Source organism: Arthrobacter sp. N1, assembly GCF_048288285.1.
Lineage (GTDB): Bacteria > Actinomycetota > Actinomycetes > Actinomycetales > Micrococcaceae > Arthrobacter_D.
Window position 1 is genome coordinate 215,378 of the sequence record NZ_CP102608.1, and the last position, 26,341, is coordinate 241,718.

Sequence of the window (26,341 nt, forward strand, 5' to 3'; positions counted from 1 at the left end):
TAGGGGGACGTGCGTCGGGCCGGTCCGCTCCCTCAGGTCCCGCAGTAGGTGGTGTACCTCCCGAAGTCCTCCGGCGGTCCGGCCGCGTAGCGCTCCAGCCCGGGGCGCTCCTCGAACGGACGGCGGACGACGTCGACGAGCCGGTCCAGCGGGCCGAGGTCGCCGGCGGTCGCGGCCTCCAGCGCCTCCTCGACGAGGTGGTTCCGCGGGATGTACACGGGATTCACGGCATCCATGGCGTCGGCGTCGGGCCCGAGCGCCAGCCACCGCTCCGCCCAGGCGTCGAAGGCGTCGACGTCGAGCACCCTGTCCCGGGCGGGCCGCGGGTCCCCGCGCACCACCGAGGAGAGCCCCCGGAAGAACGACGTGTAGTCCACGTGGTTCTCCTGCAGGAGGCTGAGGGCATCGTTGACGAGCGGTGAGGCGACGTCGTCGGGGACGCCGTCGGGCAGTCCGAGCTTCGCACGCATCCCGGCGAGCCACGCCGCGCCGTACTGGGGGCGGAACACCTCGAGCGCTGCCACGGCCGTCGTGACGGCCTCCTCCTGGTCCTCCCCGATGAGCGGCAGCAGGGCCTCGGCGAGCCGGGCGAGGTTCCACTCGGCGATCAGCGGCTGGTTGGCGTAGGCGTACCGGCCCGCGTGGTCGATGGAGCTGTAGACCGTGGCGTAGTCGAAGACGTCCATGAAGGCGCAGGGCCCGTAGTCGATGGTCTCCCCGGAGATGGTCATGTTGTCGGTGTTCATGACCCCGTGGATGAACCCCGCGAGCATCCACTGGGCCACGAGCCGTGCCTGCGCGCTGACCACGTGCTCGAACAGGGCGAGGGGAGGATTCACGGCATCCGCCGCCGACGGGTGGTGCCGCCCGATCGCGTGGTCGGCGAGGCGACGCAGCAGGTCCTGGTTCCCACTGGCTGCGGCGTACTGGAAGCTGCCGACGCGCAGGTGGCTGCTCGCCACGCGGGTGAGCAGGGCCCCCGGCAGCATCGTCTCGCGCCGGACGTCACGGCCCGTCGCGACGACGGCGAGGGACCGGGTGGTCGGCACCCCGAGGGCGTGCATGGCCTCGCTGACGACGTACTCGCGCAGCATGGGCCCGACGACGGCGAGCCCGTCGCCGCCGCGGGCGAAGGGCGTGCGGCCGGAGCCCTTGAGGTGGATGTCCCGCAGGGCGCCGGTGTGGTCGGTGAGCTCGCCGAGGAGCAGTGCGCGGCCGTCACCGAGGCGGGGGTTGAAGCTCCCGAACTGGTGGCCGGAGTAGGCCTGCGCCACGGGTGTCGCACCCTCGGGGACGGCGGTCCCCGTCAGGAGGGCCAGCCCGTCGGGCGAGCGGAGGAAAGCGGCGTCGAGGCCCAGTTCCGCGGCGAGTCCCTCGTTCAGGGCGAGGAGCCGGGGCCCGGGCGTGGGATCCGCCTGCCAGGCGGCCGCCATCTCGGGGAGCTCCTGCGCGAAGCGACCGTCGAGGGTGACTCTGGACCGGAGGGGTACGCTCATCCGTCCACGGTACGCCGCGTGCCGCCGGGCGCGTCCCGGGTCCGCCCCGTGGATGACGCGCTTGCGCCTCGGAGGATTGGCCCACCCGCGCCTGCGACCCTACGATGGCCGACATCGGGACCGGCACCTCCGCCCCGTCCGATCCACCGAAGGGTCCCGCATGCCGATCGGCGACGCCGCACACCCGGACCTCGTCCGCGAGATCCTCGACCGGGCCCGGGACGGCCGGGTGATCTGGGACTTCGACGGTGTGGTGGCTCATACCGAGCCGCTCCACGAGGCCAGCTATCGGGTCCTCGCCGAGCGGCGCGGCCATGTCTTCGCGGAGGACTTCTTCGACGACCTCGTGGGCCACACCGAGCAATGGATCTGGGAGCGCGTCATCCGCGAAGGGTTCCCTGCCGGCGCGGACGAGATCGCGGCGCTCCACCGGGAGCGTGGTGCGGTGGTGGCGGAAGCCGCACTCGCAGACCTCCGGCCCTCCTGGCTCGCGGCCGCCCTGATGCCCGCGCTCGACGGGACGGCGGCCGAGCAGGTGGTCGTCTCGAACGGCGACCCGGACCTGATCGAAGCGCTGCTGGAGCGCTGGGGCCTGGCCGGTCATGTCCGTGTGGCCCGGCGGGAGCCGGGGCGGGACAAGGAGACACTCTTCCGGGAGGTGTGCCTCCGGCCGTGCGTGGTCCTCGAGGACAGCGACACCTATCTCGGACTCGGTCGGTCCGCAGGGGCGTTCACCGTGGGCGTCCGCCACTCCCACAATCCACGCGCTGCCCTCGCCGCCGACCTCCGCACCCACCTGTGAGCCGGATCCGCCTCACCCCTCCGAATCGAAGGACCCGCCATGACCGACGCGAAGCCCGTCGTCCTGCTCGCCCCCGCACCCCAGAAGAGGGACAGGATCTTCACGCCGGAGGCCCTGGCGCGGCTCCGGGCCGCCTTCACCGTCGTCGACCTCGAGGACACTCCCGGTGAGGCCGTGCTGGAGCAGTATCTTCCGGACGCCTTCGCCGTCGTGGGGCAACCCGACCTCGACGCCGGACGCCTGGAACGGGCCCGGAGTCTCCGGGCCGTCGTGAACGTCGAGGGGAACTTCTTCCCCAATGTGGACTACCGGGCCGCCTTCGCGCAGGGCGTGCGGGTGCTCGGCTGCGGATCCGCGTACTCGCAGGCCGTCGCGGAGTTCTCGCTGGGACTGGCCCTCGACCTCGCGCGGGGGATCAGCGGCCAGGACGGTGCGATGCGCGCCGGTACCGAGCAGTACGTGGGGGGCTCCTCGTCCGACGCCGTGCTGCTGCACCGCTCCAGTGTCGGGATCCTGGGGTACGGGAACCTCGGCCGAAGCTTCCACCGCCTGCTGCAGCCCTTCCACGCGACGGTCCGCATCCACGATCCGTGGCTTCCGGACGCCGTCATCGAGGACACCGGCGCGCAGGCGGCCGGCCTCGAGGAGACCCTGCGGACCAGCCGTTTCCTGTTCGTCTTCGCGACGGCGACCGCGGACAACGCGCACCTGCTCGACGGCGACGCGCTGGACCTGCTGCCCGACGGCGCGCGGGTCGTCCTCGTCAGCCGCGCCGCGGTCGTCGACTACGACGCACTCCTCGACCGGCTGCGCGCCGGCCGGTTCCTCGCGGCGATCGACGTGTGGCCCGAGGAGCCGCTCCCCGCCACCAGCCCGTTCCGGGACCTGCCCAACGTGGTGCTCTCACCCCACCGCGCGGGCGGCATCCCCCAGGCGTTCCACAGCATCGGGGACATGGTGGTGGATGACCTCGTCCTGATGTCGCGCGGCCTTCCACCCGTCCGGCTGCAGGCGGCGGCACCGGAACTCGTGGGGCGCTACCGCAACAAGCCGGTCACCTGACGCGGGGCGGTCCGGCGTCGAGCCTCGGTGGTTCGAGCAGCTGGCGGGCCACGTCGGAGTCCGTGATGAGCACGTTGATCCACCCGCCGTTGATCGCGCCGCGGATGGCGGCGAGCTTCCGCATGCCCCCGGCCACGCCGATCCGCCGGGGGATCCGCAGCATCGCCTCCGAGGTCATCGAGATCATGCGCTCTTCGACGGCCGGGTTCATCGGGACGCCGTCGATGTCGAAGTAGCGCAGGCAGATCTCCCCGACGGCGCCGGAATCGAGCAGTTCCTTCTCCTCGGCGGGGGTCAGCGCGTTGCCGCTGGCCCGCCACAGCGGCGACGCCGGGAAGGTGCCGATCCCGACGAGGGAGGTGGTGACGCGGTCCCACGCACCGGCGGTGCTGGCCACCGCGGGATCGTCGAGGAACGCCTGCCGAATCCCGTGGTTGGCGACCAGCCCCGGGGCCGCCATGTAGGCCGGGCGCGCGGACGTCAGCTCGGCGAGGTGCGAGACCAGACGGGTGGCCTGCACCTGCGCCTGCGGGCTGCCGACCCCTCCGATCATCTGAATGACCTCGCTGAGGATCTTCCGGGGCCTGGACCGCATGGCCTCCACGGTCTGGAGCAGCGTGGTGCTCCACGACGAGATGCCGACGACGTCGTTCACCTCGATGGTCGTCTCGAGGTACGTGGCAGCGCAGGAGCCCAGGCGCATGCCGAGCGAGGCGTCGTCCACCATGTCGGCGACCACCACCTCCCGCAGCCCGTACTTCTCCTCGAGCGCCTTCTCCAGGCCCACGTAGATGCCGGCGGGCTGCACCACCGAGGTCCGTACGATCCCGAGTTCGGCGGCCAGCTTCAGGCATCTCGACACCCTCGCCTGCGAGAGGTTGAGCCTGGTGGAGATCTCCCCCTGGGCCAGTCCCTCCTCGTGGTAGAGCACGGCGATCTTGGTCAGGAGCCGGAGCTGGTCGGGAGTCGCCGTGGAGAGGGATGTCGGCTCGTTCGGCGGTGTCATGAACCGGGACCTTTCGACGGCGGAGGGCGGGCTCTGAATATATATGCAGACGTGATTCGCGGTACTGCCCGGGGCGCACCTGAATGCCTATTCATCGGTCACGAATCGTTACAACCGATTGCGCCGAGGGCCTGTCGCCGTGTGATTCCGCTCATAGACTCCGAGCACCCATCCAGCTTCAGAGCCGAAGTTCCGTGAGGAAATTTCTCCACTGATCCACCCGTCCCGGGAGAGAACCATGAAGTCATCGACGACTGCACCATCCGCCCTCAAGACCGCAGGACTGCTGTCCGTCCTCGCCCTGGCGCTCGCCGGCTGCGGTCCCGCCGAGTCGGCCCCCGGCGAGGCGTCCGCCGCCGATCCCGCTGCGACGACGTCGTGCTCGGTGGACGGCGAGCCGTTCAGCACCGACGACGCCGAGGACAGCGTCGAGTACGACGCCCTCGAAAGCACCCTCGGAGCCGTCCCCGACGCTCCCGAGGGGACCGAGATCGGCTCCATCATGAAGTTCCTCGGGAACCAGTACTGGGTGGCGCTCTCCGAGGGCCAGACCGCTGCAGCCGAGGAGTACGGCGTGGGCGTGGACGTCCAGGCGGCGGCCACCGAGTCCGACCAGGTCGGCCAGCTGAACGCCGCGGAGACGATGCTGCAGAAGAAGTACACGATGCTCGTCTCCCCCCAGACCGACACCAATCTCTGCCCCGCCGTGGAGAAGGCCGAGCAGCAGGACCTGCTCGTGATCAACGTCAACGACGCCGTCCTCCCCGGCGCGAAGCAGTGGGTCGGACCCAACCAGATCCAGAACGGGATCACCGCCGCCGAGTTCGTCCTCGAATCGGCGCAGGAGGGCGACCAGGTCGCGGTGATCGAGGGCCAGGCCGGCGTGTACGCCGCGAAGCAGCGCACCGCCGGCTTCACCACCACGGCCGAGGAGGGTGGACTGGAGGTCGTCGCGAGCGTCCCCGGCGACTGGGACATCGCGAAGGCGCGCGACGCCGCCACCACGATCATCGGCCAGTACCCCGACCTCAAGGCCATCTACGCGAACAATGACGGCATGGCCCTCGGTGTGGCCGAGGCCGTGAACGCGGCAGGGAAGAAGGGCCAGATCATGGTGATCGGCACCGACGGCGTGGAAGCCGCCTACGACGCCATCCGCGCCGGCGACCTCACCGCCACCGTGGACTCCTACCCGTACCTCACCGGCCAGGTGTCCGTGAACGTCGCGCTGCGCATCCTCGGCGGCCAGGACGTACCGCGTGCGGTCTACACGCCCCAGGCCCTGATCACTACCGAGAACGTCGACGACGCTCCCCCCACGCTCGACTGACGCACTGCGTCGACCCCACCCGTCCCCCACGAGAAAGTCCCGCAGTGACACTTCCCATCAAGCAACCCGCACCCGCAGCGCAGGCGGCCCGGCCGGCGTCGCCCCCGCCCGCCGGGAGCCCCCGGCGCATGCCGGACTTCGCCAACAACCGCGTCCTCGGCGTCATCATCGCCCTGGTCATCACGTTCGCCATCTTCACCGCCCTCGTGCCGTCCTTCCTCAGCGTCGCCAACCTCCTCGAGATGGGCGTGCAGTCGGCGATCATCGCCATCATCGCGCTCGGCATGACGCTGGTGATCGTCACGGGCGGGATCGACCTGTCGGTCGGTTCGATCGTCGGCCTTGTCAGCGTGATCTGCGCCGCGAACCTCGAGACCTGGGGCGCGGTACCGACGATCATCGCGGGGATCCTGCTCGGCGCGGTCCTCGGATTCGTCAACGGCAGCCTCTCCGCCGTGTTCTCGCTCGAATCCTTCGTGGTCACCCTCGCCACGCTCAACGTGTACCGCGGGCTGGCCTTCCTCTACACCGACGGGTTGCCCATCTTCGGACTGGACCAGGGCTTCAGGAACATCCTCAGCGGGACCGTCGGCACCATCCCCAACCCGATCGTCCTGCTGGTGGCCGTCACCGTCATCTGCTACCTGATCCTCAACCGCTCCAAGCTGGGCGTCCACCTCAAGGCCGTCGGCACCAACGCCGACGCCTCCCTGAAGAGCGGCATCGCCGTCAAGCGCGTCAAGGTCTCGGCCTTCGTGATCGCCGGCGGCCTGGCCGGGCTCGCCTCCGTCCTCCTGATCAGCCGGATCGGTGCCGCGGAACCGATCTCGGGCACCGGCTACGAGCTCACGGTGATCGCCGCCGTCGTCGTGGGCGGCACGAGCCTCATGGGCGGGCGCGCCTCGATCGTCGGCACCGTGCTCGGGGCGCTGCTCCTCGGCTCGATCAGAACCGGGCTGACCCTGCTCAACGTCAATCCCTTCTTCCAGCTCGTCATCACGGGCCTCATCATCCTCCTCGCGGTCCTCGTGGACCGGGCGGCCTCCCGAACGAAAGCGAAGCGCTAATGCACCCCGTGAAGTACTCCACCCGCCTGAACTCCTTCGCGCTCGGCAAGGGCAAGAAGCTGCCCACCGGCGACGAACCGGTCCTTGACCTCATCGCGACGGCCGGCACCGTTCCCGGCCTGACCTCACTCGAACTGAACTACCCCGAACACTTCAGGCGGGACTCGGTCGAGGAAATCAAGGCCGCCGTCGCCCGGGCCGGCCTCGACGTCCCGGCGATCCAGCTCCGCTGGCCCTCGCCGCGCTTCGCCGACGGTGCGTTCACCAACGCGGATCCGGAGATCCGCGCCGAGGCCGTCCGGATGGTCACGGAGGCCATGGACCTGTGCGCCGATTTCGGGGCCGACCACGTCCTCCTCTGGCCCGCCCACGACGGCTACGAGTACCCGCTGCAGATGGACTACACGAAGTCCTGGGCCTGGATGGTCGAGAGCCTCCGGTCCGTGGCCGATCACGATCCGGCCATCCGCGTCTCCATCGAGTACAAGCCGGCCGACCCGCGGGGCCGGACCATCCTCAACACCACGGGCGCCGTCATGAACCTGGTGAACGACTGCGGCCGGGACAACGTCGGCGTGACGCTCGACTTCGGCCACCTGCTCATGGCCCGCGAGAACCCGGCGCAGTCCGCGGCGATGTGCCTGCAGTCCGGCAAGCTGTTCGGGCTGCAGCTCAACGACTCCCACGGTGTCGCGGACGACGGCCTCATGGTCGGGAGCATCCACCTCTCGGAGACCATCGAACTGGCCTACTACCTCGTGCGCGAGGGCTATGCCGGCACCTACTACTTCGACACGGACCCGGTCCGGGAGAACCCCGTCGAGGAGTGCGGGATGAATATCTCGCGCATGGGTGCCATCATCGACATGGCCCGCAGCCTCGTCAGGGACCACCCCGACCTGCCGACGGGCCATGCCCTGGAATCGACGCCGATCCTGTGGGGGACAGTCATGGGGGAGAAATGGAACACCGCCGTATCTGCGTAGCGGGGTCCATCAACGTGGACCTGATCGCCTATGTCGACGACGCCCCGGAGGCCGCCCGGTACTCCGGGGGGCGTGGTTTCCAGATGTCCGCGGGTGGGAAGAGCCTCAACACGGCCATGACCATCGCCTCGCTCCTGCCCGTGGACCTGATCGGCAGGATCGGTGACGACGACTTCGGCGTCTTCGTCGGGCGGACACTCGGGGCGGCCCGGGTGGGAACCGAGGGCATCGTGGTCGACGACGCCCGAGGCACCGGAGTGGGCCACGTCCGGGTGAGCGCGGCGGGCGAGTACGACACCGTGGTGGTACCCGGCGCGAACGACGGATTCTCACGCGAGGACATCGACGCCTACCTGGACGGCAACGCAGCGCCGCACCTCGCGGTGCTGAACCTCGAGGTGCCGCTGCCGACGGTCCTGCACGCCGCACGGTCCTTCCGTGCAGCCGGCGCCTCGGTGATCCTCAACGCCTCACCGGTCCAGGAGGGCGCCCGTACGCTCCTCGCCCTCGCGGACGTCGTCGTGCTGAACGCCGACGAGGCACGGCTGGTCCTCGATCTCCCGGAGGAGCAGGATCCGCCCGCACTCCTTGCAGCGCTGCGCGCGGCCGGGGCACGGGCTGCCGTCATCACGCTCGGCGCACACGGTGCGGCCTACGTCGACGACGCCGGCACCCGGGGCCGCATCCGCGGCGTCTCGGCACGGGTGGTCAACACCATCGGTGCCGGTGACTCCTTCCTCGGGGGCTTCGTCGCGGCGCTCGCCGCCGGACACTCCTTCCACGACGCTCTGGTCTTCGCCGACCGGGCCGGGCGGATCGTCTGCGGCAAGCAGACCTCCTACCTCGCGTCCACGGACCGGCTGGCCCTGGACGACACCCAGGAAGCCCCCTCCATCCCTTCCCTGAAAGAGCCGGAACCCTCCCATGGCTGAAAACATGATTGAACTGATCGACGTCGAGAAGTACTTCGGCGGTGTGCACGCCCTCCGCGGGGTCTCCATGCAGGTGCCGGCAGGCCAGGTCACCGCCATCATCGGTGACAACGGCGCCGGGAAGAGCACGCTCATCAAGTGCCTCTCCGGTATCCACGAGCCCACCACGGGACAGATCCTGGTCAACGGCGAACCAGCCTCGATCTCCTCACCGCAGGCGTCCCGGGACCTCGGCATCGAGACGGTCTACCAGGACCTCGCGGTGATCGACACGCTCAACGTGATGCAGAACCTCTACCTGTCGCGCGAGATCCGGACCGGGGTGTGGCCCTTCCGGCTCCTCAACCAGCGGAAGATGAAGGCCGGTGCCAAGGAGATGCTCGCGCGCATCGGCAACACCACCCTCTCGCTCACGCAGGAGGTGGGCGGCATGTCCGGCGGCCAGCGCCAGGCCGTCGCAATCTGCCGGGCGGTCGCCTGGGGCGCCAGGACGGTCATCTTCGACGAGCCCACCGCGGCCCTCGGACCGAACGAGAGTGCCGAGGTGCACCGCCTCATCGCCTCGCTGCGCGAGCAGGGCATCACGGTGATCCTCATCAGCCACAACTTCGAGGAGGTCATGGGACTCGCCGATGTCATCTGGGTCATGCGGCAGGGGCGGGCCATCGCCAAGCGGAGGGCCTCGGAGACCACGGGCCGTGAGCTCGTCACGCTGCTGACCGGTGCGGACATCGCCGCGTCCTGACACCGGGTGGGAAGGGCGCGGCCCTCCCCCGGACGGGGCGGGCCGGCCCCTCCCGCCGTGGCGGGACGGGTGGCACCGGCGAGGCGGTGCCGTCCGGGGGAGGTGCTGCCGTGGCACTGCCAGGCGATGGCCGCGGTGCGCCGGGGCCGAGGGCATCGTAGGCTCGCATCATGTGCCGAAATCCGCGTCGACCCGTGCCCGCATCCTCGGACGGCGCCCCATGACGGGGACCGACCCGCAGGCGGAGTGGTGGCGGGACGCCGTCGTCTACCAGGTCTATCCGCGCTCCTTCGCCGACCACGACGGCGACGGGGTCGGCGATCTCCCCGGCCTCACCGCCCGCCTGCCGTACATCGCGGACCTCGGCGTCGACGGCCTCTGGATCACCCCCTTCCAGCCGTCGCCGCACGTCGACCAGGGGTACGACGTGAGCGACTACTGCGGCGTGGACCCCCTGTTCGGGACCCTGGCGGACTTCGACGACGTGCTCGACGCCGCCCACGGCCTGGGCCTGCGCGTCCTCATGGACATCGCCCCGAACCACTGCTCGTCCGAGCACCCGCTGTTCCAGGCCGCCCTCGCCGCCGGACCCGGCTCACCCGAACGGGACCTCTTCCACTTCGCGGACGGGCCCGACGGCGACACCCCGCCGAACAACTGGATCTCCTCCTTCGGCGACCGGTCCTGGACGCGTGCGCACCCCGGCTCGGACACCGACCAGCAGTGGTACCTGCACATCTTCTCCTCCGCCCAGCCGGACTGGAACTGGCGGAACCCGGCCGTCGGCGACTTCTTCGAGGACGTCATCCGCTTCTGGTTCGACCGCGGGGTGGACGGCTTACGGGTGGACGTCGCGCACGGGCTCTTCAAGAGCGAGGGCCTGCCGCACGCCGAGGACCCGGCCGCCGTCGCGCGGGGCCTGCGCTTCAATCCGCACCTCACGGACCAGGAGGAGCTGCACGGGGTCTACCGGCGGTGGCGTGTGATCGCGGACGGATACTCGCCCGCGCGGGTCCTAGTGGGCGAGGTGAACCTCGACGCCGACCGGGCGGCTCGGCTCGTCCGGCCGGACGAGATGCACCAGGCGTTCGCCTACCCCTTCGTCAAGGTGCCCTGGGATGCCGCCACCTGGGCCTCGGCCGCCGGCGCGCTCACCGCGGCACACGCCGCCCACGGCGCGGCTCCGGCGTGGTCCGTGGAGAACCACGACGTGGTCCGGGCCGTGACCCGCTACGGCGGCGGGGCGAGGGGGCAGGCCCGGGCGCGGGCGGCCCTGCTCACCGTGCTCGCCCTGCCCGGCGGAGCGTACCTCTACCAGGGACAGGAACTGGGCCTGCCGGAGGTCGACGTGCCCGTCGGGGACCGCGTCGACCCGATGTGGCTGCGCGGCGGCATCTCCCGCGACGGCGCCCGCATCCCGCTGCCCTGGACGACGGCGGAGGAGGGGTCCTTCGGCTTCTCGCCGGCGGGGACGGACGCACCCTGGCTGCCCACGCCGTCGTTCTGGGGGAGGTACTCGATCGAGGACCAATGGAAGGACCGGGACTCGATGCTGACCTTCGTGACGACGGCGCTCGCACTGCGGACCTCCCTGGTCGCCGACGGGACGCTGGTCCCCGCGCGGGAGGCCGGCTTCCGGGTGGAGGACGGCGGCCTGCTGGTGTGCGCGCGAGGGGGCCGGTTCCTCGCAGTCATGGCGATGGGGGACCAGCCCGCCCGGCTGCCCGCCGGTGACCTCCTCCTCGCCACGGCGCCCCTGACCGGCGATGGGCTGCTCCCTCCTGACGCCGGCGCCTGGCTGGTGCGCGCGCCCTGACACGCCGGCGTCATCCACCGACGTGTCCGGGACCGGAGTCCTCGGGTCCCCCCTACAGCAGGAGTGAGGGTGGGGCAAACGCTGTTCGGGCGTCGGTGCTGCCGCCTACACTCTGAATCAGGTGGAGATCCGTTCGGAACCGCAGGTGTCGCAACCGTTGGGGAGCGACTGATGTTGGGGACGGGACCGGGGATCCACCGCGCCAGGCCATGGCTCCATGGCCACTTCGGGTTCACCTGGTGACCCGCCCACGGCGAGTGTACGCAGCGCGGACAGATCACGTCCTGGCACAACGGCCTGCCGTTGCCCGGGCCACTTCCGCGACCCCACGGGATGCACGATGCGCTTCCCCTCCCGACACCAGAAGAGGACCCATGATGCGAAACCGCACACAGATCCGTACCGGCATCACCGCGATGGTCATCGCCGCCAGCCTCACGTCCCTCACCGCCTGTGGTGCCGGTTCGCGGACCGGGGCCGAGGACGCGACCGCCGTCGAGTGCGACTACACGATGCCCGAGGGCGAGACCACCGTGAACGTGCTCGCCTACAACTCGTCGGCGATCGATCCGTTCACGAACACCATGGTCAAGAGCTGCACACGCGAGAACGTGACGCTCAAGCACGACCCGATCGACTTCAGCGGACAGGTCACCAAGACCACGGCGACGCTCTCCAGCGATACCGGCAGCTACGACATCCTCGAGACCTACGGCTTCGCCGTCCCCGAGATCGCCTCCGCCGGCAGCATCGTCCCGCTGGACGACTTCGTGGCCGAGTACGGGGAGAAGTACGAACTGGACGCCCTGAACGAGGGCATGCGCTCCGCGCTGTCCTACGACGGCAAGCTGTACGCACTGCCGATGCAGGCGCAGATGTACGTCATGGCCTACCGCCAGGACATCTTCGACGAGCTGGACCTCACCGCCCCCGAGAGCTTCGAGGACATGATCGCGGCGGCCGAGGCCATCCGCGAGCAGGGCGACATCGAGTACCCGATCGCCCTCCCCATGAGCGCCACCGCGGACATCTCCACGATCTACCAGGCCGCCATGAACTCGACGGGCACGGACTTCCTCGACGCGGGGGAGCCGCAGTTCACCTCGGACGGCTCGCGCGAGGCGCTCGAAGGCCTGAAGTCGCTCCTGCCGTACATGGACCCGGAGGTCACAACCTTCGACCAGCCGTCGGTCCAGCAGCAGATGTTCAACGGGAATGCGGCCATGGCCATCATGTTCTCGGGGCGCATGAACGACCTCACGCTGGAATCGAACTCGCCCAACTTCGACAAGTTCGGATTCGCCGCTCCGCCGTCGCTCGCCGCCGATGCCCCGTACCTGTTCAGCCGCCTGTCGGTGGACGGGTGGGCGATCCCCGAGAACACGCAGCTCGACAAGGACATGCTCTTCCAGATGATCGCCTCCTCCGTGGGGGAGGACGCCTCGAACGCGTCCGTGCCCGCCGCCTACCCGGCGCGTGAGGGGATCGTCACCGACGAGAGCTCCGCGTACGCGGTCGCCGCCAACGAGACGATCGCGGCCACGATGCCCGCCCCGAACGACCCGTTCAGCGCGCCCGTGACCAACGCGATCCGCCCGGTCCTCGTCGAGGTGCTCCTCGGCCAGACCGAGGTCGAGGACGGCATGCAGGAGATGCAGCGCCTCGCCGAGGAGACCGTCTCGGGAAGCTGACGCCTCCGGGAGTGAGCGCCCCACCGGCGCTCACTCCCTCGTTCCTTGTCTCTTCCGAAGCCAGGAGTACCTTGTGCGTCGTCGTGAATTCGCCAGCTTCATCGGCCCCAGCCTGCTCGTCATGGTGGGCCTGCTCGTCCTCCCCCTGATCCGCACCGTCCAGTGGAGCTTCCAGGAGGTCAACTACGGGCAGGCGGGAACCTTCATCGGGCTGTCCAACTACGCGCAGGCCCTCGGCGACCCCCGGTTCGGCCGCGCCGTCTTCTTCACCCTGCTGCTCACCGCCATCGTCACGGCGCTCATCGTGGTCGTCGGGTACCTCGTGGCCATCGGTGTCAACGGTCTGGGGAAGCTCCGCCCCTACATCCTCGGTTCCATGCTCGTGGCCTATGTGCTTCCCGGCGTCGTCGGGGCGGTGAGCTTCTCCTGGCTCTTCAACTCGAACTTCGGCGGGGTGCTGAACCTCGTGATCGAGCGGCTGACCGGGCAGGAACTCCTGTGGTTCACCGACACCTGGCCCAACCGCGTCATGATCATCGCGCACACCGTCTGGCACCTGCTGCCGTTCTCGGTGCTCATGATCCTTGCCGGCCTCCAGGGCGTGCCGAAGGAGCTGCGCGAGGCGGCCAGGATCGACGGCGCCAATGCGCTGAAGATGCACCTCTGGGTGATCATCCCGACCATGCGCGGCATCATCGGCTTCGTCTGCCTGATCACCATCATGGACGTGCTCCGCACCTTCGACAGCCTGATCCCGCTCTCGCCCCAGGCGGATGCGATCGGCAACGAATCCATCATGTTCTATGTCTTCGACAATGCGTTCCGGGACGGCTCGCAGCAGCTGGGACTCGGCAGTGCGGTCAACGTGCTCTCGATCCTCCTCATCCTGATCTGCCTCTTCCCCTTCATCCGGGACCTCCTCAAGGAAGCGAAGGCCAAAGCATGATCCCCAGTACCGCCACCGCACCGGCCACGAAGGTCGTGGGGCCGGCCCCGAAGCGCCGCCGCCGACGGACGAACCCGACCGCCGCCATCCTGCTGATCCTGCTGGCCGTCGTCATGCTGGCGCCCTTCATCTGGACGGCGCTGTCGGTCACCAAGCCCACCGACGTCGCCTTCGCGAACCCGCCGGTACTCAGCGGCTACACGCCCACCCTCGAGGCATTCAAGAACCTGTGGGAGACCACGTACTTCGCGGAATACCTGGTCAACACTGCCGTGGTGGCGGTCATCTCCACGGTCGTCGCCCTGGTGCTGGGTATCCCCGCCGCCTACGCGCTCTCCCGCTTCCCCGGGTACGTCTCGGCGATCCTGCTGCTCCTCGCCCTGGTCTTCAGGTCCCTGCCGCGCTTCGCCGTGGTGCTGCCCATGTACGACATCAGCCGGGCGCTCGGGATCTACGACACCAATTTCGCGCTGGCCGCAGCGCTCGTGGCCATCAACCAGCCCTTCAGCATCTGGCTGCTCCGCAATTTCTTCGCCGAGATCCCCAAGGAACTGGACGAGGCGGCGATGATCGACGGCTGCACCCGGTGGGGTACGCTGCGCCGCATCATGATCCCGCTGATTCGACCGGGCATCCTCACCGCCGGTGTCTTCGTCTTCCTCTTCGCCTTCCAGGAGTACCTCACGGCGCTGGTGCTCACCGACACTGCCTCCAAGACGGTGCCGGTCTTCATCACCACCCAGCTGGGCCAGACCCTCCCCATGCTCCAGCAGGCAGGCGCGGCAGCCATGCTCCTGACCCTTCCGGTGATCGCCATCTCCTTCATCGCCCAGAAGTACCTCGTCGCCGGGCTGAGTGACGGCTCCGTGAAGGGCTAGGCGGACCGGTTCGGCACGTGCTGGCGGCGGCGGCCGTTTCTGCCCCGTCATTCGGGGGATACACGTCGGCGATCCACGCCGGCGGTTGCTGGCCCCTTCGGTGCGGGACGGGTAAACTGCTAAGCCACCTGATGATTTCGGGTGTGAGGCGCACGACCGAAGGAGATCCGATGGGTATCAGCACTATGGTCAAGAATGCAGCGAGCCGCTACCTCGGCCGGTCCGGCACCGGCACGACGTCGGGCCGTCCCGCCGGAGGCGTGTCGGGCGGACGGCGCGGAACACCGGTGCCGTCCGGCAAGGCGGGCGGAATCCTCCGCAACCTCCTCAACCGGCGGTAGCACCGGCGCTCGGGCCCCGACCCCCGGGGAATAGGGCCCGAGCCCGTCGCGGTTGTCCCCGGTATGAAGATCGAGATCTGGTCCGACGTCAAGTGTCCGTGGTGCTTCGTGGGCAAGCGCCGTTTCGAGAAGGCCCTCGCCGACTTCCCGCACAGGGACGGCGTGGAAGTGACATGGAAGAGCTACCAGCTCGATCCGGACCTCCCCGACCACTACGACGGCACGGAGCAGCAGTACCTCGCGGAGCGCAAGGGGATCGATCCGGACCAGGTCCGGCAGATGTGGCAGCACCTCGCCCAGCAGGCGGAGGGCGAAGGCCTCGCCTTCGACTTCGACCGGATCGTGGTGGGGAACAGCTTCACCGCCCACCGATTCCTGCATCTCGCCAAAGCCCACGGCCTGGGCGATGCCGCCAAGGAGGCCGTCATGTCCGCGCACTTCGAACAGGGCCTCGACACGTCCGACGTCGATGTCCTGGTCCCGCTCGGCGCGGGGATCGGGCTGGCGGAGGACGAGATCCGGTCCACCGTCGCCGGGGACCGATTCGCCGAGGACGTCCGCCGCGACATCGAGGAAGCGCGCACCATCGGCGTCCAGGGCGTCCCGTTCTTCGTCATCGACCGGAAGTACGGTATTTCCGGAGCCCAGCCCACCGAGCTGTTCCGGCAGGCCCTGGATCAAGCCTGGCAGGAGGCGCATCCGCTGGTGTCGCTGACGCCGTCGGCCGACGGACCGGCCTGCGGCCCCGACGGGTGCTGAACAGCCGGCGCCGCCCGCCACATCACATCGATCGGCCCTCGTCGGACGCCTGACCGGATCGGGCCCCGGCGCGATCACGGCGGGACGGCGAGATGATGACGGGTATCCCACTGGCCATCTTCCTCAGTTCCTCCTGCACGCGGTCCATCTCGCGCCGCCGCTGGACCTGCACCTCGTCCGGGTCCAACGGGCGGCGTCGCGGTGCGGCGGGTGGCTCCCGTCCGTCGTCGTCCTGCTCCGGCAGGTTCTCCTCCGGCCGTCGGCCCTCGCCCTGCAGGGGGTCGAAGAACAATCCGTTGCGCTCCATGGTCCTCCTTGCGCTCTCTGCTCGGACCCGACGGTATCCCGGTCGTGTTTCCAGCTGTTTTCGAACGCCCGGCAGCGGTCAGCCGAGGCCCGACGCGCGGGTGATCACGCCGCCGTCGCCGATCCGCGTCACGGCCCACCCGATGCCGCCGACGGCGTAGAGCGAGACCGGAACCAGCAGGCACCACTCGCGGATCGAACCCGCGTTGCCGAGCAGGGGCACGGCGATGTTGCCGTTCGGCCGCCACACCTGCGCGATCACTGGAACGCCGGTGAGGCGTCGTGGTCTCCGCAGCCGCAGGGGGTAGACCGGATTGCAGCCGCCGGTCGTCAGCATGTCGCCGAGGATGTGCACCACGACCCCGATGCCCACGGATAGCGGGAACCAGAACTGCTCCTCCGGGGCGAACGCCGTGACGAAGGCCCCGGCCGTCAGCCCGACGGCCCAGGGTGATCTCCGCATGCCGTCCGGGATGATCTTCAGTGCCTTCGCCGCGAAGGAGACGAGCAGGACAGTGAGCAGCCCGGCGCCCGGGTAGACGGTACCGAACCGGGCGGTCTCCACCGTCCAGAGGCCGGCGAGGAAGGCGACGGCGACGAAGGCTGCCACACCGAGCAGCGAATGGGTGCCGCGGCGGTGGCCGCCCGAGATCATGCCGACGCCGGCGCAGAAGAGGTTGGACAGCGGCGGGAGTGAGTGGGCGATCGTGGCGCTGTGGTGGTCGGCGTCCGGCAGGAGGGCCGCGCCCGCCGTGACGAGCGCTCCGGTGACCACGCCGACCGGGCTGACATCCAGCAGCCCGAGGCCGAGGGTCACCGAGTCGGGGAGGGCCGGGACGAGCAGGGCCGGGTGGACCTCGATCCGGGTGGTGGCAGCGACCCAGGCGGCAGCGCCGCAGGCAGCATGGTGGGCGCCCATCATGGCGGGAGTCCTTTCGGCAGAGACCACGCCGGCGCGGGATGGCGGCCGGCGGCGATCTCCCATCCTGCCCGGTGGCACGGTCATTATCCGCAGCGGTCTCCCGGGGTGCACCTCCCGGATGCACCGGCCCGCTGCCGACGGACGGCGTGACGCGACGCGCCACGCACGGAATGGGGCCGGGACGCCCGTGGTTCCCACCGGTATGCCCCTCCCCTTCGCTGCCGTGTCCATCCTCGACCGAGCGCAGTCACGCCAGGGCTCGCCCGAGGCGGAGAGCCTGCACCACGTGATCGCGCGTGCGCAACGCGCCGAGGAGCTGGGCTACCGGCGGTTCTGGGTGGCGGAGCACCACGGCGTACCGGGGATCGCTGGATCGGCGCCCGCCGTGCTCGCCGCAGCAGTGGCATCGAGGACATCGACGATCCGTGTGGGGAGCGGCGGCATCATGCTGCCCAATCACCAACCGCTGGTCGTCGCCGAGCAGGCTGCCACGCTGGGTGCGCTGTTCGGGGGCCGCTTCGACCTGGGGATCGGGCGATCGCTCGGATTCACGCAGGCCGTGCGGTCGGCGCTGCGGACGGGCAAGGACGAGTCCGCCCGGTTCGGCGAGGACGTCGACGATCTGCTCGCCTTCCTCGACGGTTCGGCACCGGTCACCGCCAGGCCCGCGGACGCGGGGCGGACACCGGTGTTCGTGCTCGCGACCGGGCACGGCGTGGAGGTCGCCGCGCGGGCCGGTCTGGCCGTCGTCGTGGGTGGCCCCGCGCTCGCCAAGAAGGCCGGTGGTGCCCTGGAGCTGTACCGCGAGTCCTTCCGGCCCTCCCGCTGGTGGGACCGTCCGTTCGTCCTCGCGTCCCTGAACGTGGCCGTCGCCGAAACCGCGGCGGCGGCGCGGCGGCTCCTGCTGCCGGAGGCGCGGGCCCTGGCCTCCTCGCGGACGAAGGGCTCGTTCCCGCCGCTTCGGGCCGAGACGGGGGAGGGCCTGACGGATCGTGAGTCCGGGTACCTCGAGGAGTCACTCCGCTCCGCCGTCCATGGCACACCACCCGAGGTGGAGCGTTCGCTCGTCGACCTGCAGGCGCGTACCGGGGCGGACGAGTTGCTGGTCAGTGGCGGGGCCTACGACCTCGAGGGCCAGGCAAACTCGGACCAACTCCTGGCGGACCTGTTCCGCTGAAGTGCCGGGCCGGTTCAGCCCGCGTAGGTGTAGGTGCCCCCGCGCTGTACCGACGGGAGGACGGACGTCACGTAGGTGCCCCGCTGCAGGGGACGGGCCTGGTCGGTGGCTCGGGCTGCCGTCGAGACGTAGGTGCCCTCCGTGCCGGGCCGCGGCGTGGTGGCGGTGACGTAGGAGCCACCCGGCAGGTCCGGGGTGTCGGCTGCCGGCTGGTGGGTGGTTGCGGCGGAGTGGCGGGCGTAGCGGGGGCGGTCGATGATCGTCATGGGTGCGTCCTCACGTCGGTGGGGCCGCCCGGGGTGTCGGGCAGGCTGATTCGGGGCGCGGCACAGCACGGGGAGTGCATCGGGGAGGACCCGCGCCGTCCTGGCTGCGGCCGTACTCCCAGGCTAGTTCTTATTATGATTTACTCAAAATAAGCCGGGCGTACGATGCATCACACGCGGCAGGCGGTGCCCCCCGTCAGTGCCGCCCATCCCTGCCTGTCTCCCCGGACCATTAGTAAGCATGCTTGCTATATCCGGCCGGGCGGCCCTACCCTGAGGTTCAGCCGCCGCTTCCATGGCCGCTCCCGACGACAGGACTCCGCATGCTCTCGATGACCGACCTCGATCCGTTGATCCGACGCCGCAGCGCAGTGCAGTCGGGTGACGGCGACAGGCTGGGTCCGATCGGTGTCGTCTATCTCGACGATGCCGACGAAACACCCACCTGGGTGACCGTGCACACGGGACTCTTCGGCACGCGGGAATCCTTCGTGCCGCTGCAGGGGGCGTCGGTGCAGGGACAGAAGCTCGTGGTCGCCTACCCGCGCGATCTCATCAGGCATGCTCCGTCGATCGATCGGGACGGCCACCTCGGTCCCGAGGAGGAGGCCGAGCTGTACCGGCACTACGGTCTGGATCGGGTCGCGCCGCCCGCGACGTCGTCGGCCCCAGCCACCCCGGTGGCGGTGACGCTGCAGCCGGAGGGCCCGGCTGTTCCCGGCGACGGTGGAATGCGCATGCCCGACGACGGCGGTACGCGACCGCTCGACGACGGCCGCACGCGCGCGCTCGGCGCTGCAGGAACAGGCCCAGAGGACGCGGTCGGCACACGCAGACCCGACGAGGGCGCCCCGCAGACCCACGACGACGGCCGCACGCGCGCGCTCGGCGCTGCAGGAACAGGCCCAGAGGACGCGGTCGGCACACGCAGACCCGACGGGGGCGCCGCGCAGACCCACGACGAGGGCGGCACCCCGTGGGTCGTCCGGTCCGAGGAGCGGCTCCGTGTGGGCACCGAGCGGGTCGACGCTGCCCGTGTGCGCCTGCGGAAGTACGTCGTCACCGAAGAGGCCATGGTGAGCGTTTCCCTGAAGCGCGAGGAGTTGCGGATCGAGGTGGAACCCGTCACGTCGGCATCCAACCTCGACGGTGACGACGCACCGTTCCAGGAGCAGTCCGTGGAACTCGTGGCACGGGAGGAAGTCGCCGTCGTGGGCAAGGAGACGGTGGCCCTCGAACGCGTGCGGATGAGAACGGTCGAGGGGGACGGCAGGGCGACGGTGCGTGAGGAGGTCCGCAAGGAGCGGATCGCCAGCACTGTCGCCGGCACTGTCTCAGGCACTGTCTCAGGCAGCGTCGAGGGCAGCGCCGGTGGCGTCGATGCCGCCGACGTCGACGACGCGCCGACCAGCCGAGGGCGCACCTCCTCGACCCGCGACCGCACGTCCTCCGCCCGCGACCGCACCCGGACGGGTTCAGGGAGCCCTTCGACCACCGGATCGAGGGCGAACCCGCTCATGAAGGGCGGGAAGAGGCGGCGCTGACCGGGGCGCTGATCGCTGGGCGACCGTAGGGTTGGCAGCATGGGAGACACCGGGAACGACGCCGCAGCCTTCGCCGACTATCAGGCCGACTTTTCCGAGGCGCCCGGGTACCTGAACTTCGCCAGCTACGGTCCGCCGTCGGGCCGGGTCACGGACCGCGTGGCGCACCTGCTGCAGATCGCCGGTGACGGCGACGCGCGCGCAGCGGACCAGCTGCACGGTGAGGACCTGCGGGCCCGGTCCGCGTTCGCGAGGCTCACCGGTTTCCCCCTCGAGCAGGTGGGGCTGACGGGCAGCACGTCGCTCGGGCTGTTCCAGGTGGCCTTCGGCCTGACCGGCGGCACGGTGCTGGTCGGCGCCGGCGAGTTCCCGTCCAACATGTACCCCTGGCTGCGCACCAGCGATGCCGGCCGGGCCCGCGTCGAGCTCATCGGCGAACCCGGGACGCAGATGACGCCGGACGTCGTCGCGCGCGGACTGACCGACGACACCGTGGCGGTGAGCGTCAGCGCCGTCGACTTCCGGACCGGCTACCGCGCGGATCTCCCCGGCATCCGGGACGTGATCGGCCCTGATCGGCTCCTCGTCGTCGACGGAATCCAGGGATTCGGCGTCGTGGACAACGCCTGGACGCTCGCCGACGTCCTGATCGCCGGCGCCCAGAAATGGGTCCGCGGCGCCTGGGGCGTGGCCGGGATCGCCGTGTCGCAGCGGGGCGTGGAGCGGATCGAACCGCTGCTCACCGGCTGGACGGGCGTCACCGAGTCGCGACGGTACGACGGCGAGGAGCACCCGCCGCTGCCGGGTGCCGGGCGGTTCTCGATCTCGAACCTCTCGCCCTACGCGAGCGGCGCCTTCGCGGAAGCCCTCGAGCTGATCGAGTCGGTGGGTGTTCCCGCGATCGAGGGCATCGTGTCGACGCACGCGCAGGCGCTCATCGCGCAGCTGGACGACGCCGGCGTGCCGGTCCTCTCGCCGCGCGACCGTGCGGAGCGGGCGGGCATCGTGGTCGCGCAGGTCCCCGGCCGCGCTGCCGAGGCGCAGGCCGCCCTCACGGCCGCGGGCATCTCGACGACGGTCCACGGCGAGGACCGGATCCGCCTCTCCGTGCACGCGACCACCCGCTCCGAGGTGTTCGGCGAGGCGGCCGGAGTGCTCGCGTCCTTCAGGTAGGCGGGCGCCTTCCGCCAGCCGGTCGGCGCGGCAGTATACGTCGCCTCGCCCTCCTCCGCCAGAGGGGGACACGCCGATGGTTCACAGTAGGCAACGATCTTCCGAAGTGTCCTGGCGCGGTGCTAGCGTGCCCAGCAGAACGTGTGACCTAGGCAACATGTTCTGCCACACCAGGTACTCAGCCTGCAGATGCAACACACCAGCTGGGACATTTCATGAAGGAGAACCCTTGAATTCCATTCCTCGTACCCGGAGGCTGCGGTGCGCGATGGCGCTCGCCGTGACCAGCGCCGTCGTCCTCGCCCCGGTGAGCGCGCAGGCCACCGCCGGTGCCACAGCAGACGCACCGACCGCGACGTCGTCGTCCTTCACCTCCTCGCCCACCGTCGACGGCGCCGCCGAGAAGCTCCACGACCGTTCCGACCCCGCGGCGGAGGAGCGCCGCGACCGCAACCAGCAGGGCGTGGCGAAGGTCATCTCCGGTGCGGCGAAGGTCGAGGACCGCGGAGGGTCCAGGGCGGTCAAGGTGGCCCCGGGCCAGTGGGCGCAGTACGGACTGCAGGACAGCGACCAGATCCTCTCCTTCCTCGTCCAGTTCGGCGACACGGTGGACCCCCGCTTCCCCGGCTCGACCGCCGGCCCCGTCAGCGGCGCCATCAAGGAGCCCGACCGCGCGGTGGACAACTCCACCTACTGGTCCGGCACCTTCGACCGCGAGCACTACCTCGACATGTTCTTCAGCGAGGAGGGCGAATCGCTGAAGGGCGTCTACGAGGAGATGTCGAGCGGCCGCTACACGGTCGACGGCGACGTCAGCGACTGGGTGACCGTCCCCTACACCTCGGCGAGCTACGGCGAGACCGAGAGCCAGGCCGACATGACGCGCTTCGTGCAGGACACCGCGGACGCCTGGTACGACGCCCAGATCGCCGACGGCACGACGCCGGCGGAGATCGACGCCTACCTCGCGACCTTCGACCAGTGGGACCGCTACGACTTCGACAAGGACGGCGACTTCGACGAGGCCGACGGCTACATCGACCACTTCCAGGCCATCCACGCCGGCGAGGGCGAGGAGGCCGGGGCGGCGTCGTCGGCCATCTGGTCCCACCGCTGGTCCGTGGGCCAGGCGGGACGCGGCACGGCCGGCCCGGCAGCCAACCCCTTCGGTGGCATCAGGATCGGTGATTCGGACGTCTGGATCCGCGACTACACCACCGAGCCCGAGAACGGCGGCCTCGGCGTCTTCGCGCACGAGTACGGACACGACCTCGGCCTTCCCGATCTGTACGACACGAGCGGTGGCGAGAACGGCACGGGCTTCTGGACCCTCATGAGCTCCGGCTCCTGGCTCGGCCACGGTGACGGCTCCATCGGCACCACCCCGAACCACATGGGCGCCTGGGAGAAGCTGCAGCTCGGCTGGCTGGACTACGACGTGGCCAAGGCCGGTGTGAAGTCGACCCACAAGATCGGGCCGTCCTTCCACGCCACGAAGGCCCCGCAGGCCGTCGTCGTGAACCTGCCGAAGGACGCCGCCGGCAAGGACCGCTTCTACATCGCCGAGAACCGAATCTACGCCGGCTACGACGCGACGCTGGCCACCGGTCCGTACAACTTCGGCTGGGGCGTCACCGCCCCCGACACCGTGGAGCACTACGCGTACCAGGACGGCCTGAGCATCACCTACTGGAACACCGCGCAGAGCAACAACAACACGCGCCAGCACCCCGGGGCCGGCCTGGCACTCCCGGTCGATGCGCATCCCAAGGCGCTCACCTGGTCGGACGGCACCGTGGTCCGCAACCGCATCCAGAGCTTCGACGCCACCTTCGGCAAGCAGGCCACGGACGCGCTGAGCCTGCACCGCGAGACCGCAGCGGGCTCGAGCACGGTCACGGCTCCGTCGCAGCCCGGTGTCGCCGTCTTCGACGACACCGACCCGAACGCTTACTATGACGTCACGAACCCGCAGGGGTCCGTCGTCGTCGCCGGGACGGGGACGAAGATCGAGGTCGTGCAGTCCAACCCGACAGGCATGCTGACCCTGCAGGTCCGCTAGTCCGCCGCGGGCACCCGCCCGCACGCACGGAAGGAGCCGGGACACGCGTCCCGGCTCCTTCCGTGTGCGGACGTGGCGCCGCGCTGTCAGCGGATGCTGGCGGTACCCTGCAGCGTGGCCTCAGCGGAGGACGTGCCGACGTAGACCGGGACATTGCCGGTCGGCGTCACCCAGGCGTCGGTCGCCGAATCCCAGGAGGAGAACGCACGCGGGTCGAGATCGATCGTGACCTTAGACGTCCGTCCGGCCGGAACGTCCACCTTCGCGAAGCCGGCGAGCTGACGTGCCGGCGTGGCGACCGCCGTCGTCGGGAGCGAGCCGACGTAGACCTGCACGGTCTCCCTGCCGGCGCGGGCGCCGGTGTTGGCGACGTCGACGGTGACCTTGACGTTCGCCGTGCCGCCGTTCTTCACGGGCTTGCCCGAGGAATTCACCTTGAGCTTCGAGTACCCGAAGTCGGTGTAGCTCAGGCCGTGACCGAAGGCGAACTGCGGGGTGATGCCTGCGGCGAGGTAACCGCGGTAGCCGATGTTCACGTCGTCGGCGAAGGAGGCCGTCCTGCCGATACCCGGGAAGAGGGCCGGCGCGGCCGTCGGAGTCGCGGCGTCTCCGGTGGCGAAGGTGACCGGCAGCTTGCCGGACGGGTTGACGTCCCCGAAGAGGACGCGCGCGATCGCCGCGCCCTGCTCCTGGCCGCCGTACCAGGCCTCGAGCACCGACGGCACGCGGTCGAGCCACGGCATGGTGACCGAACCGGCGGTCGTCAGGACGACGACGGTGCGCGGATTCGCGGCCGAGACGGCGTCGATCAGGGCATCCTGCTCGTTGGCGAGCGTCAGCGTGTTCTTGTCGCGGCCCTCGCCCACGTAGTCCCGGGCGAAGACGACGGCGACGTCCGATGCCTCGGCGGCAGCGACGGCCTCCGCGACCGCCGGGGTCACCACGTCCTCCGGGTGCTCCCAGGTCATGACGAGGTCGGCGGCGGATTCCTGGTCGGGATCACTCGCGTTGTTGGAGTACTCGACGCGCAGGTCGCGGGCTTCGCCCGCGTCGAGCTGCAGTGCGAGGCTGGAATCAGTGCGGACGGCGTGGGGATCGGAGGCATCGATGACCTCTTCGCCGTCCAGGAACAGCCGCGCGCTGCCGAAGCCGGTCAGCGAGAGGGTGTATTCGCCGGTGGCGGGAGCCGTGATGGTGCCGGACCAGCGTGCGGTCAGCGGGCCGCCGAACGGGTAGCCCGGGATCTTCGGGACCGACGAGCCGTACAGCCCGTCGAGGGCGAGGAACCCGGCGCTCATGGCGACCTGGTCCTCGACGCGTGTCACCGTCGGAGTGCCCGCCGTGTCGGCGCCGTTGAACCAGTACTCGGCTGTGATGCCGGTCGCCATCGGCTGACCTGCAGGCGCGAGGACGGAGGACGGGACCGCCGCACCGCTGAGCGAGTGCGCCGGTCCGACTGCGTCGGTGCCCTCGGCGTAGGTGACCTCGACGCCGGCGCCGGCACGGGCCGTGAGCGCGTCGAGGGGGGTGGAGGTGCTGGTCGGCTTCACCACGGAGCTGCCGCCCCCGGTGGCGAGGGCGTCCGCGTCCGCCCCGATGACTGCCAGGGAGGAGATCGAGGCGGCGTCGATCGGGAGGGCGGCCGACGGCGAACCGGCCGGGGCGTCGTTCTTCAGCAGGACGGCGGAGCTCTCGGCCACCTCGCGTGCGACGGCGTTGCCGGCCGCGACGTCGATCGGCGTGACCGCGACCGGGGTGTCGAAGCTGCCGAACTCGAACATGGTGCGGAGGATACGGTGCACCTTGTCGTCGATCGTGGCAGTGCTGACCTCGCCCCGGTTCACGGCGTCGATGAGCGGTTGCCCGAAGTACACGGCGGCCGGGAATTCGACATCGAGCCCGGCGTTGGCGGCGTCGACCGTGCTGTGGGTTGCGCCGTAGTCCGTCTGGATGAAGCCCTTGAAGCCGTAGTCCTCCTTGAGGATGTCGAAGACCTCGGAGCTCTCGCAGGCGTAGACGTCGTTGACCTTGTTGAACGAGCACATGGCGGACCCGACGCCGGCCTTGATGGCGGCTTCGATGGGCGCGAGGTACACCTCGCGCAGGGCCCGCTCACTGATGGCGACGTTGCCACCGGCCAGACGCGACTCCTCCTGCGAGTAGGCGGCAGGGTGCTTGACGGTCGCGACGACGTCGTGCGCCTGGACGGCCTTGACCTGGGCCTCGAGGAGACGCGAGGTCAGGCGGGGATCCTCGCCCAGGCTCTCGAAGGCGCGCCCCCAGCGGGCGTCGCGCACGAGGTCCCCGGTAGGACCGAGCAATCCGTTCTGGCCGGATGCACGCGTCTCCGCGCCGAGGATGTCCCCGTACTCGGCGGCCAGTGAGGTGTCCCAGGTCGCACCGAGTGCGAGTGGTGCAGGGAGGGCCGTGGCTCTGCCGTCATTGGTGTCCTGGTTCGTGACGCGGACGCCCGCTCCGGCGTCGGTCAGGAGCAGGGCGGGGATGCCGAGCCGCTCGAGCGGCGCGATGTAGAACGCGGTCTCGCCACTGAACTCGCCGTGCAGGCGCGAGACCTTCTCCTCGAGCGTCATCTGGGCGAGGAGGAGGTCTGCCCGGCTGTCCGAGGAGAGCCGGGTGTTCATCCAGGCTCCGTCGACCGGTGCGACGGTGGTCTTGCGGCCCGACCCGTTGCGCAGGGCCTTCTCGCGGGCGTCCTGCTGGGCTCCGCGGCCGGCGCCGTTGTTGTTCTCCGACCGCGAGGGGGAGTCTGCGGGTGGTGCGGCTACGGCGGGGAGCCCGACGCCGGCGGTGACGGCAAGGGCCAGGGCGCCGGACGTGACGGCGAGGGCCGTCCGGTTGCGGCGCGTGAGTGTCTTCGTGATCAAGGTGTTCCTCTTGCGTGGTGCGGATGGGAGGACCTGGCGGAGAAACGCACCACGGGCGGAGGCTCCTGAGCCGCCATGCACCACGGGTGTCCCTGCACCACGGCGGGCAGAAAGAAAACCAAGTCTCCTTAGATTCTGGTTCACAGGGA

23 protein-coding genes are annotated in these 26,341 nt (G+C 70.1%); 17 read left to right on the forward strand and 6 right to left on the reverse strand.

What is annotated here, in order from left to right; genetic code table 11:
• Positions 1 to 32: 32 nt before the first annotated feature.
• Positions 33 to 1,496: a protein adenylyltransferase SelO gene (locus NVV32_RS01055; protein WP_422391064.1), complete on the reverse strand. Its 1,464-nt coding sequence runs from the start codon at positions 1,494 to 1,496 to the stop codon at positions 33 to 35.
• Positions 1,497 to 1,656: 160 nt separating this feature from the next.
• On the opposite strand from NVV32_RS01055, the gene NVV32_RS01060 reads away from it, so the two are divergent.
• Together NVV32_RS01060 and NVV32_RS01065 are read left to right on the forward strand one after the other, a co-directional pair.
• Positions 1,657 to 2,298 carry an HAD family hydrolase gene (locus NVV32_RS01060; protein WP_422391065.1) on the forward strand — a complete coding sequence of 214 codons (642 nt, stop codon included), beginning with the start codon at positions 1,657 to 1,659 and terminating at the stop codon, positions 2,296 to 2,298.
• Positions 2,299 to 2,337: 39 nt separating this feature from the next.
• Complete coding sequence (locus NVV32_RS01065; protein WP_422391066.1) at positions 2,338 to 3,360, forward strand: NAD(P)-dependent oxidoreductase; 1,023 nt, start codon at positions 2,338 to 2,340, stop codon at positions 3,358 to 3,360.
• On the opposite strand, the gene NVV32_RS01070 is transcribed toward NVV32_RS01065, so the two are convergent.
• Positions 3,353 to 4,366, reverse strand: a complete 1,014-nt coding sequence (locus NVV32_RS01070) for a sugar-binding transcriptional regulator (protein WP_055765653.1) — start codon at positions 4,364 to 4,366, stop codon at positions 3,353 to 3,355. The two genes, NVV32_RS01065 and NVV32_RS01070, sit on opposite strands and share 8 nt — an antisense overlap.
• A 238-nt stretch (positions 4,367 to 4,604) precedes the next feature.
• Here NVV32_RS01070 and NVV32_RS01075 point away from each other — a divergent pair, with 238 nt between their 5' ends.
• From NVV32_RS01075 to NVV32_RS01125, 11 genes are all read left to right on the forward strand, one after another.
• Entirely contained in the window at positions 4,605 to 5,696 is a 1,092-nt protein-coding gene (locus NVV32_RS01075) for a substrate-binding domain-containing protein (protein ID WP_422391067.1), read from the forward strand.
• A gap of 44 nt (positions 5,697 to 5,740) precedes the next feature.
• Positions 5,741 to 6,763 (forward strand): ABC transporter permease, encoded by a 1,023-nt coding sequence (locus NVV32_RS01080; protein WP_422391068.1) that lies wholly within the window; start codon positions 5,741 to 5,743, stop codon positions 6,761 to 6,763.
• Between the two features lie 8 nt (positions 6,764 to 6,771).
• Positions 6,772 to 7,749, forward strand: a complete 978-nt coding sequence (locus NVV32_RS01085; protein WP_422391069.1) for a sugar phosphate isomerase/epimerase family protein — start codon at positions 6,772 to 6,774, stop codon at positions 7,747 to 7,749.
• On the forward strand, positions 7,725 to 8,681 hold the full coding sequence (locus tag NVV32_RS01090; RefSeq protein WP_422391070.1) for a PfkB family carbohydrate kinase: 957 nt from the start codon (positions 7,725 to 7,727) through the stop codon (positions 8,679 to 8,681). The genes NVV32_RS01085 and NVV32_RS01090 overlap by 25 nt, the downstream gene beginning before the upstream one ends.
• A gap of 4 nt (positions 8,682 to 8,685) precedes the next feature.
• Positions 8,686 to 9,426 (forward strand): ATP-binding cassette domain-containing protein, encoded by a 741-nt coding sequence (locus NVV32_RS01095; protein WP_235498615.1) that lies wholly within the window; start codon positions 8,686 to 8,688, stop codon positions 9,424 to 9,426.
• 220 nt (positions 9,427 to 9,646) lie between these two features.
• On the forward strand, positions 9,647 to 11,242 hold the full coding sequence (locus NVV32_RS01100) for an alpha-amylase family glycosyl hydrolase (protein WP_422391071.1): 1,596 nt from the start codon (positions 9,647 to 9,649) through the stop codon (positions 11,240 to 11,242).
• 374 nt (positions 11,243 to 11,616) lie between these two features.
• On the forward strand, positions 11,617 to 12,933 hold the full coding sequence (locus NVV32_RS01105; protein ID WP_422391072.1) for an ABC transporter substrate-binding protein: 1,317 nt from the start codon (positions 11,617 to 11,619) through the stop codon (positions 12,931 to 12,933).
• Positions 12,934 to 13,006: 73 nt separating this feature from the next.
• Complete coding sequence (locus tag NVV32_RS01110; RefSeq protein WP_422391073.1) at positions 13,007 to 13,879, forward strand: carbohydrate ABC transporter permease; 873 nt, start codon at positions 13,007 to 13,009, stop codon at positions 13,877 to 13,879.
• Positions 13,876 to 14,757 carry a carbohydrate ABC transporter permease gene (locus NVV32_RS01115; protein ID WP_422391074.1) on the forward strand — a complete coding sequence of 294 codons (882 nt, stop codon included), beginning with the start codon at positions 13,876 to 13,878 and terminating at the stop codon, positions 14,755 to 14,757. Before NVV32_RS01110 ends, NVV32_RS01115 begins: the two co-directional genes overlap by 4 nt.
• A 170-nt stretch (positions 14,758 to 14,927) precedes the next feature.
• Positions 14,928 to 15,098: a hypothetical protein gene (locus NVV32_RS01120; protein ID WP_157365693.1), complete on the forward strand. Its 171-nt coding sequence runs from the start codon at positions 14,928 to 14,930 to the stop codon at positions 15,096 to 15,098.
• A gap of 63 nt (positions 15,099 to 15,161) precedes the next feature.
• A complete protein-coding gene (locus tag NVV32_RS01125; RefSeq protein ID WP_422391075.1) occupies positions 15,162 to 15,857 on the forward strand; it encodes a DsbA family oxidoreductase in 696 nt (231 codons plus the stop codon).
• A gap of 22 nt (positions 15,858 to 15,879) precedes the next feature.
• On the opposite strand, the gene NVV32_RS01130 is transcribed toward NVV32_RS01125, so the two are convergent.
• Positions 15,880 to 16,164: a hypothetical protein gene (locus NVV32_RS01130; RefSeq protein WP_422391076.1), complete on the reverse strand. Its 285-nt coding sequence runs from the start codon at positions 16,162 to 16,164 to the stop codon at positions 15,880 to 15,882.
• A gap of 78 nt (positions 16,165 to 16,242) precedes the next feature.
• Positions 16,243 to 17,085, reverse strand: coding sequence for a metal-dependent hydrolase (locus NVV32_RS01135; RefSeq protein ID WP_055765619.1), 843 nt, complete (start codon positions 17,083 to 17,085; stop codon positions 16,243 to 16,245).
• A gap of 202 nt (positions 17,086 to 17,287) precedes the next feature.
• Between NVV32_RS01135 and NVV32_RS01140 the strand changes: the two genes are divergently transcribed.
• Positions 17,288 to 18,262, forward strand: a complete 975-nt coding sequence (locus NVV32_RS01140; protein ID WP_422391077.1) for an MsnO8 family LLM class oxidoreductase — start codon at positions 17,288 to 17,290, stop codon at positions 18,260 to 18,262.
• Positions 18,263 to 18,276: 14 nt separating this feature from the next.
• Here NVV32_RS01140 and NVV32_RS01145 read toward each other — a convergent pair whose 3' ends face one another.
• Entirely contained in the window at positions 18,277 to 18,528 is a 252-nt protein-coding gene (locus NVV32_RS01145; RefSeq protein WP_422391078.1) for a hypothetical protein, read from the reverse strand.
• A 323-nt stretch (positions 18,529 to 18,851) separates the two neighbouring features.
• Between NVV32_RS01145 and NVV32_RS01150 the strand changes: the two genes are divergently transcribed.
• From NVV32_RS01150 to NVV32_RS01160, 3 genes are all read left to right on the forward strand, one after another.
• Complete coding sequence (locus tag NVV32_RS01150; RefSeq protein WP_422391079.1) at positions 18,852 to 20,072, forward strand: YsnF/AvaK domain-containing protein; 1,221 nt, start codon at positions 18,852 to 18,854, stop codon at positions 20,070 to 20,072.
• A 39-nt stretch (positions 20,073 to 20,111) separates the two neighbouring features.
• On the forward strand, positions 20,112 to 21,245 hold the full coding sequence (locus tag NVV32_RS01155; protein ID WP_422391080.1) for an aminotransferase class V-fold PLP-dependent enzyme: 1,134 nt from the start codon (positions 20,112 to 20,114) through the stop codon (positions 21,243 to 21,245).
• A 229-nt stretch (positions 21,246 to 21,474) separates the two neighbouring features.
• A complete protein-coding gene (locus tag NVV32_RS01160; RefSeq protein WP_422391081.1) occupies positions 21,475 to 23,307 on the forward strand; it encodes an immune inhibitor A domain-containing protein in 1,833 nt (610 codons plus the stop codon).
• An 86-nt stretch (positions 23,308 to 23,393) separates the two neighbouring features.
• Here NVV32_RS01160 and NVV32_RS01165 read toward each other — a convergent pair whose 3' ends face one another.
• Positions 23,394 to 26,192: a glycoside hydrolase family 3 protein gene (locus NVV32_RS01165; RefSeq protein WP_422391082.1), complete on the reverse strand. Its 2,799-nt coding sequence runs from the start codon at positions 26,190 to 26,192 to the stop codon at positions 23,394 to 23,396.
• Positions 26,193 to 26,341: the final 149 nt, after the last annotated feature.

Bases quoted from the DNA above. Each gene is read 5' to 3' on its own strand.
- NVV32_RS01055 (WP_422391064.1), bottom strand. From the start codon at position 1,496: ATGAGCGTACCCCTCCGGTCCAGAGTCACCCTCGACGGTCGCTTCGCG.
- NVV32_RS01060 (WP_422391065.1), top strand. From the start codon at position 1,657: ATGCCGATCGGCGACGCCGCACACCCGGACCTCGTCCGCGAGATCCTC.
- NVV32_RS01065 (WP_422391066.1), top strand. From the start codon at position 2,338: ATGACCGACGCGAAGCCCGTCGTCCTGCTCGCCCCCGCACCCCAGAAG.
- NVV32_RS01070 (WP_055765653.1), bottom strand. From the start codon at position 4,366: ATGACACCGCCGAACGAGCCGACATCCCTCTCCACGGCGACTCCCGAC.
- NVV32_RS01075 (WP_422391067.1), top strand. From the start codon at position 4,605: ATGAAGTCATCGACGACTGCACCATCCGCCCTCAAGACCGCAGGACTG.
- NVV32_RS01090 (WP_422391070.1), top strand. From the start codon at position 7,725: ATGGAACACCGCCGTATCTGCGTAGCGGGGTCCATCAACGTGGACCTG.
- NVV32_RS01095 (WP_235498615.1), top strand. From the start codon at position 8,686: ATGATTGAACTGATCGACGTCGAGAAGTACTTCGGCGGTGTGCACGCC.
- NVV32_RS01100 (WP_422391071.1), top strand. From the start codon at position 9,647: ATGACGGGGACCGACCCGCAGGCGGAGTGGTGGCGGGACGCCGTCGTC.
- NVV32_RS01105 (WP_422391072.1), top strand. From the start codon at position 11,617: ATGATGCGAAACCGCACACAGATCCGTACCGGCATCACCGCGATGGTC.
- NVV32_RS01115 (WP_422391074.1), top strand. From the start codon at position 13,876: ATGATCCCCAGTACCGCCACCGCACCGGCCACGAAGGTCGTGGGGCCG.
- NVV32_RS01120 (WP_157365693.1), top strand. From the start codon at position 14,928: ATGGGTATCAGCACTATGGTCAAGAATGCAGCGAGCCGCTACCTCGGC.
- NVV32_RS01125 (WP_422391075.1), top strand. From the start codon at position 15,162: ATGAAGATCGAGATCTGGTCCGACGTCAAGTGTCCGTGGTGCTTCGTG.
- NVV32_RS01130 (WP_422391076.1), bottom strand. From the start codon at position 16,164: ATGGAGCGCAACGGATTGTTCTTCGACCCCCTGCAGGGCGAGGGCCGA.
- NVV32_RS01135 (WP_055765619.1), bottom strand. From the start codon at position 17,085: ATGATGGGCGCCCACCATGCTGCCTGCGGCGCTGCCGCCTGGGTCGCT.
- NVV32_RS01140 (WP_422391077.1), top strand. From the start codon at position 17,288: ATGCCCCTCCCCTTCGCTGCCGTGTCCATCCTCGACCGAGCGCAGTCA.
- NVV32_RS01145 (WP_422391078.1), bottom strand. From the start codon at position 18,528: ATGACGATCATCGACCGCCCCCGCTACGCCCGCCACTCCGCCGCAACC.
- NVV32_RS01150 (WP_422391079.1), top strand. From the start codon at position 18,852: ATGCTCTCGATGACCGACCTCGATCCGTTGATCCGACGCCGCAGCGCA.
- NVV32_RS01155 (WP_422391080.1), top strand. From the start codon at position 20,112: ATGGGAGACACCGGGAACGACGCCGCAGCCTTCGCCGACTATCAGGCC.